The following is a 6,776-nucleotide window of genomic DNA, read 5'->3' as shown; positions in this document are numbered from 1 at the left end:
GAAATCACCTGTGCCCGGCCGACCGTCCCTCTCGTCTCCAACGTCACCGGCACTCTCGCCACCACCGACGAACTCTCGGACCCGGACTACTGGGTACGCCACCTGCGCGGCACCGTCCGCTACGCCGACGGTGTCCGGGTACTCCAGAACCTCGGCGTCACCGGCTACATCGAACTCGGTCCCGACCCCGTCCTGTCCGCGATGACCCACACCTGCCTCGACGACACCCCCGGCACCGGAGCCATATCGCTGCTGCGCCGCGGCCACGCCGAGATCCGCACCTTCACCGCCGCCCTCGCCCACGCTCTGGTGCACGGCTCCCCCGCCACGCCGGAGCGCCTGCACCCGGGCGGGCGCCGGGTCACCCTGCCCACCCATCCCTTCCAGCGCCGCCGGTACTGGCTGGACACGCCCGGCGCCGACGGATTCGGCTCCGCAGGGCACCCGCTGCTCAACGGCATGACCGCACTCGCCGACGCGGACGGCCTGCTGCTCACCGGCAGGATCTCCCGCCGCACCCACGCATGGACCGCCGACCACGTCATCGCCGGTACGGCACTGCTGCCGGGCACCGCGCTCGTCGAGCTGGTGACTGCCGCAGGCGACCGCGCCGGCTGCGACCGGCTGCGCGAACTCGTGCTCCACGAGCCGCTGATCATCCCCGAAAACGACACCGTCCTCGTCCAGGTGACCGTGGGACGGGCCGATGCCTCGGGCGAGCGTCCCGTGACCGTCCACTCCAGGACCGAAAGCGCCGGGGCTCCCGGGAACACCGCCGGGACCGGTGCGTTCGACGAGCAGTCATGGACCCGGCACGCCTCTGGCCTCCTCTCCGAAGAAGGCGGCACCACGCCCGCGTTCCCGGAGGCATGGCCGCCGCCGGGCGCGCACGCCGAGCCGCACGACGACGTCTACAAGAACTTGACCGGCATCGGCTACGGCTACGGTCCCGCGTTCCGCGGCCTGGACGGCGTGTGGCGGCAGGGCGACGACTGGTACGCCGAGGTGTCGCTGCCGGAAACACAACGCGAGGAGGCCGACGCGTACGGTCTGCACCCGGCCCTCCTCGACGCGGCGCTCCACCCGCTCCTCCTCGGAGACGCGGACTCCGCGCTCCGCCTCCCGTTCGTCTTCGGCGGGGTCACCCTGCACGCCACCGGCGCCACGTCGCTGCGCGTCCGGCTGAGCCCGGCCGAGAGCGGGGTCGCCCTGGCGGCGACCGACCCGAGCGGCGCCCCGGTCGTCTCCATCGACACCGTGACGCTCCGCGAGGCTCCGGCCGTCGCCCGGCGTGCCCCCGCGGTCCCCGAGGGCCTCTACCGGGTGGCCTGGCAACCGTGCGGCACGGACTCCGCATCCCCCGAGACCGTCGCGGGAAGCCGCTGGACGGTGCTCGACGCCCACCGGGTCCCCGGTCTCGCACCGGGGCTCACCACGGCCGGAGCCACCGTCGAGGAACATTCCGGTCCTGACGCCCTGGACGTCGCCCTGCGGTCCGGAGCGGAGGCCCCCGACGTCCTGGCCGTGCCCTGCCTGCCGACCGAGCACCCGGACACGGCCGTCGGAGGCACGGAGGAGGCGGTCCGCACGGCCGTCCACGACGTCCTGGCCCTTGCCCGGCGCGTCCTCGCCGACGAACGCCTCATCCGCACCCGCGTCCTGGTCCTGACCCGGAACGCGGTCGCCGCCACCGCCGGGGACGAGGTACGTGACCTGCCGGGCGCCGCCGTCCGCGGCCTCCTGCGGTCCGCCCGCAACGAACACCCCGACCGCTTCGTCCTGCTGGACATCGACGACCCCGCCGCCCCCGGTACCGCCGAGGCCGTGTTCGCCGCTGCGGCGGCCGTCGCCGACGAGGCCGAGCGGGCCGTACGCGACGGGCGGGCGTACGTACCCCGCCTGGTGCGGTCCGACGCACCGGACACCGTGCCCACCGCCCTCGACCCCGACGGAACCGTCCTGATCACCGGAGGCACCGGAGGTCTCGGCCGGTTGCTCTCCCGACACCTGGTGCACCGGCACGGCGTACGCCACCTGCTGCTCACCAGCCGCCGCGGCATGGCCGCCGACGGCGCCGAGGCCCTGGTCGCCGAGCTCGCCGAGGCGGGTGCGCAAGTCTCCGTCGTCGCCTGCGACGCGGCCGACCGCACGGCCCTCGCCGACCTCCTGGCCACCGTCCCGGCACAGCACCCGCTGACCGGCGTGTTCCACACCGCCGGCGTACTGGCCGACGCCACCCTGGCGAACCTCACCCCGGCACACGTGGACGACGTGCTGCGTCCCAAGGCCGACGCGGCCTGGCACCTGCACGAATTGACCCGCGGCCACGACCTCGCGGCATTCGTCCTGTTCTCCTCCGTCGCCCACCTCCTCGGCAGCGCCGGACAGGGCAACTACGCGGCGGCCAACGCCTTCCTCGACGGACTGGCCCAGCACCGTCACGCCCTCGGCCTGCCCGCCACCTCCCTTGCCTGGGGCCTTTGGGAGTCCCCGGACTCCATGGCAGCGGGCCTGACCGCGGCCGACCGCGCCCGCTGGGCACGCCAGGGCGTCACCGGCCTTTCCGCCGAGCACGGTCTCGCGCTCCTGGACGCGGCCCTCGGCCACGGCGACCCGCTGCTCGTCCCGACGGCGCTCGACCCGAAGGTCCTGCGCGACCCCGACCGGGCGGCCGCCGTCCCGGCGCTGCTGCGCGGGTTCACGCGTGGCGGCCGGCGCCGCGCGGCCACGGCGGCCGGCACCGCCGCCTCCTGGCAGGAGCGCATGGCCCTGTTGTCGGCCCGCGAGTGCCGTACCGCCGTGACCGAGCTCGTCCGCTCCTCGGTGGCCGCCGTCCTCGGCATGGCGGACGCCTCCGCTGTCGACGCCGCCACCCCGTTCAAGGAACTGGGCATGGACTCGCTGGCCGCCGTGGAGCTGCGCGGTCGGCTCAGCTCGGCCACCGGCATCCCGCTGCCCGCGACCCTGGTCTTCGACCACCCCACCCCGGCCGCCCTCGTCGAGCTGTTCACGGAGCGGATCCGCCCGGCCGAGCCGGCCGACGAGGAGGCAACCGACCAGGCCCGGGCGGCAGTGGCGGCGGGCAAGGAGGGCGAGGACGACCCGATCGTCATCGTCGGCATGGCCTGCCGCTACCCCGGCGACGTGACGTCGGCCGAGGACCTGTGGCGCCTGGTCGCCGACGGGACCGACGCGATCAGCCCGTTCCCCGAGAACCGGGGCTGGGACGTCGAGACGCTGTACGACCCCGACCCGGACAAGCCCGGCACGTCCTACACCCGCCACGGCGGTTTCCTGCACGACGCCGATCTCTTCGATGCCGAGTTCTTCGGGATCAGTCCGCGCGAGGCGGTCGGCATGGACCCGCAGCAGCGGCTCCTCCTGGAGACCAGCTGGGAGGCCCTCGAACGAGCCGGAATCCCCGTCACCTCCCTCCGCGGCAGCCATACCGGTGTGTTCAGCGGTGTGATGTACAGCGACTACCTCTCGCGTCTCGGCGCCGTGCCGGAGAGCGCGGAGCCGTACCGCTTCATCGGAACCGCGCCGAGCGTGGTCTCCGGGCGTCTGTCGTACACCCTGGGACTCCAGGGTCCGGCGGTGAGTGTGGACACGGCCTGTTCGTCGTCCCTGGTCGCGTTGCATCTGGCCGCGCAGGCCCTGCGCGGCGGTGAGTGCGATCTGGCCCTGGCCGGCGGTGTGACCGTCATGTCCAGCCATGGTGTTTTCGTGGAGTTCAGTCGTCAGGGTGGGCTGGCTGTGGATGGTCGGTGCAAGGCTTTTTCGGAGGGTGCTGACGGTACTGCCTGGGCCGAGGGTGTGGGGGTGCTGGTTCTGGAGCGGTTGTCGGATGCGCGGCGGTGTGGGCACGAGGTGCTTGCGGTGGTGCGGGGTTCGGCGGTCAATCAGGACGGTGCGAGCAATGGTCTGACTGCTCCGAACGGTCCGTCGCAGGAGCGGGTCATTCTGCGGGCTCTTGCGAGTGGTGGTCTGTCGTCGCTGGATGTGGATGTGGTCGAGGGGCATGGGACTGGGACGGGGACCCGGCTCGGTGATATCTCCTGACGGGGACGACGGCGAGTGTGGCGTCGGGTCGGGTTGCTTATGCGTTGGGTCTTGAGGGTCCGGCGGTGACGGTGGACACGGCGTGTTCGGCGTCGTTGGTGGCGTTGCATCTGGCGGCGCAGTCGTTGCGCAGTGGTGAGTGCGGGCTTGCTCTTGCGGGTGGGGCGACGGTGATGGCGTCGCCGGGGATGTTCGTGGAGTTCTCGCGTCAGCAGGGGTTGTCGGGGGACGGGCGGTGCAGGGCGTTCTCGTCGGATGCGGACGGGACGGCGTGGGGCGAGGGTGTCGGGGTGGTGGTGCTGGAGCGGTTGTCGGACGCGCGGCGCAACGGGCACGAGGTCCTGGCGGTGCTGCGGGGCAGTGCGGTCAATCAGGACGGTGCCAGCAATGGTCTGACGGCGCCGAATGGTCCGTCGCAGCAGCGGGTGATCCGGCAGGCGCTGGCGAATGCGGGTCTGACGGGTGCGGACGTGGATGTGGTCGAGGCGCACGGCACCGGTACCAGGCTCGGTGATCCGATCGAGGCGCAGGCGCTGRTGGCCACGTACGGTCAGGAGCACACGCCCGAACAGCCCTTGTGGCTGGGGTCGTTGAAGTCGAACATCGGGCACAGCATGGCGGCTGCCGGTGTCGGTGGCGTCATCAAGATGGTGATGGCCCTGCGCCGGGGAGTGCTCCCGCAGACCCTGCACGTGCAGGAGCCGACCGGTCACGTGGACTGGGCGTCGGGAGGCGTGGAACTGCTCACCGAGTCCCGTTCCTGGCCGGAGCTGGACCGTCCGCGCCGGGCCGCGGTCTCCTCGTTCGGTATCTCCGGCACGAACGCCCACCTCATCCTGGAACAGGCCCCGGCGGGGAACGGGGAGCCGGACGAAACGGCCACCGACGAGGGCCCGGTGCCGTGGGTGCTGTCGGCCCGGAGCGATGCGGCGCTGCGGGAACAGGCTGCCCGGCTGGCCGACTTCGTCGCCGAGCGGCCGGAGCTGGACCCGGTCGCGGTCGGGTCCGCGCTGGTGCATGCCCGTACGGCCTTCGATCACCGGGCGGTCGTCGTCGGCACCGACCGCGACGAACTCCTGCGCGCCGTGCGGGACCTCGCCGACCCGGACACTCCCATGGAAGGGGCCCCGGCCTCCGGGAAGACGGTGTTCGTCTTCCCCGGACAGGGCTCCCACTGGACAGGTGTGGCAACGGATCTGTACGCCGACTCGCCGGTCTTCCGGGCGCGGTTGGAGGAGTGCGCGCGGGCTCTGGCGCCGGTCGTGGAGTGGGACCTGCTGGACGTCCTGCTCACCGAACAGGGCGCCGAACTCCTGGAGCGGGTGGATGTGGTCCAGCCGGCCCTGTGGGCGGTGATGGTCTCACTGGCCGAGCTGTGGCAGTCCTTCGGCGTCGTACCGGACGCGGTGGTCGGCCACTCGCAGGGCGAGATCGCCGCGGCGACCTTCGCCGGTGCCCTGTCCCTGGAGGACGCCGCCCTGGTGGTGGCGCTCCGGGGCCGGGCGATCACCGAGATCGACGGGCACTGCGGCATGCTCTCCGTCGCCCTGCCCGTCGACCGGGTACGCCCCCTCCTGGAACGCCGGCCCGACGACCTCGAAATAGCGACCATCAACGGACCGTCGTCCACCGTCGTCTCGGGGACCTCCGAGGGGCTGGACGAACTGGCCCGGACGCTGGAGGCCGACGGGGTGCGCTGCCGCCGGATCGCGGTGAACTACGCCTCGCACTCCCGGTACGTCGAACCGATCCGCGACCGGGTGATCGAACTGCTCGCCCCGATCGCCCCCCGCACCTCCGACACCGCCTTCTACTCCACCGTCCGGGGCGAGGTCATCGACACCGCCGGGCTCGACGCCGACTACTGGTACCGCAACATGCGGCAGACGGTGGAGTTCGAGAAGACCACCCGGACGCTGCTCGCCGACGGCTTCACCACGTTCGTCGAGTGCGGGGCGCACCCCGTGCTCGCCATCGGAATGCAGGAGACCTTCGAGGACGCGTCCGCCCCGAACGCGGTGACCGTGCCGTCGCTGCGCCGCGGCGAGGGCGGCCGGGAACGCTTCCTGCGCTCGCTCGGCCGGGCATGGGCCCACGGCGTGGACATCGACTGGGGGCAGCTGCTGCCCCCGACACGCCGGTCGGTCGAGCTGCCCACGTACGCCTTCCGGCGCAGCCGGTACTGGCTGGAGCCGGTCCGGCGGACCGCCGACATGTCCGCCGCGGGCCTCACCGCCGCCGAGCACCCCCTGCTCGGCGCGGTCGTGGGACTCGCCGGCACGCGCTCCTCGGTGTTCTCGGGGCGGTTGTCCCTGCAGAGCCATCCGTGGCTCGCGGACCACGCGGTGGCCGGGACGGTCCTGCTGCCCGGCACCGCCTTCGTCGAACTGGCGCTGCGCGCGGGCGACGAGACCGGCTGCGACACCCTCGAAGAACTCACCCTGGAAGCGCCCCTCGTGCTGCGCGACACGGGCGCCGTGCACCTGCAGGTGGCCGTGGAACCCCCGGACACCACGGGCGGGCGCGCCATCGCCGTGTACTCCCGGCCCGAGGAGGCCGGTGACGACGACGAGGCGTGGACGCGCCACGCCACCGGTGTCCTGGCCCATGGATCCACAAAGACCCCCGACCCCGTCGGGGTGTGGCCTCCGGTGGGTGCGGTGCGGGTTGATGTGTCGGGGTTGTATGGGGAGTTGGCGGGGGTGGGGTATGAG

The 6,776-nt window shown here is 72.7% G+C and carries 1 protein-coding gene and 1 pseudogene; both read left to right on the top strand.

The features are described from left to right. Nucleotides 1–4,062, top strand: a 4,062-nt coding sequence (locus EAO76_RS44560) for a type I polyketide synthase (RefSeq protein WP_187438629.1), incomplete at its 5' end; no start/stop codon positions are given. Beyond that, nucleotides 4,053–6,776, top strand: a pseudogene (locus EAO76_RS44555) (type I polyketide synthase); the annotation flags it as partial. The gene EAO76_RS44560 and the pseudogene EAO76_RS44555, both read left to right, overlap by 10 nt.

Origin of the sequence: Streptomyces sp. sk2.1 (genome assembly GCF_008120935.1) — a bacterium.
Classification (GTDB): Bacteria; Actinomycetota; Actinomycetes; order Streptomycetales; family Streptomycetaceae; genus Streptomyces.
Note: the sequence above shows the minus strand (reverse complement) of the source record. Positions and strands in the feature narration are given on the sequence as shown.